At 32.6% G+C, this 481-nt stretch carries 1 protein-coding gene; it reads right to left on the reverse strand.

Going from position 1 to position 481, the window contains the following annotated elements; translation table 11 throughout:
• Positions 1 to 481, reverse strand: a 481-nt coding sequence (locus AVBRAN12647_RS09630) for a hypothetical protein (RefSeq protein ID WP_336615122.1), incomplete at both ends; no start/stop codon positions are given.

Raw genomic sequence — 481 nt, forward strand, 5'->3', positions numbered from 1 at the left:
GCTTAAAATCATCTACATTTAGGTTATCATCTGCAAAAAGCTCCATAATCTCATTAGCGTAATCTTTGGGTATTTTAAAAAATCTACCACTTAAATCAAGCCCATCAATACTATTATCTTTTAAAAATTGAACTAAATCTTTTACTTCATCAGCACTTGCGTTGCCTTGATATGCCTTTTGATAAATACTATTAGTTTTAATGCCGAATGCTACTTGAGCCTTTAGCTTAAACTCGCTAAGCCTTGCATCATCGCCTTTTTGATATTTAAATACTTCTTCATTGCTTGGTAATTGCTCGTTTGGGTCTTTTTCGTAAGTAATTATTCCTTTTAGCATTTCGTTTTCTAAGGCTTCATAAATCTTACTGCCTTTTTCATAAGCTCCTATTTTACTAAGCACAGCATTTGGATCATATGTGCCCCATTCATCTTGTGGGGCGTCTTTTAAAATATTTGCGATTTGTTCTTTTAGATTATCTTT

The sequence above is a fragment of the Campylobacter sp. RM12647 genome, assembly GCF_020138135.1.
Taxonomy (GTDB): Bacteria; Campylobacterota; Campylobacteria; order Campylobacterales; family Campylobacteraceae; genus Campylobacter_E.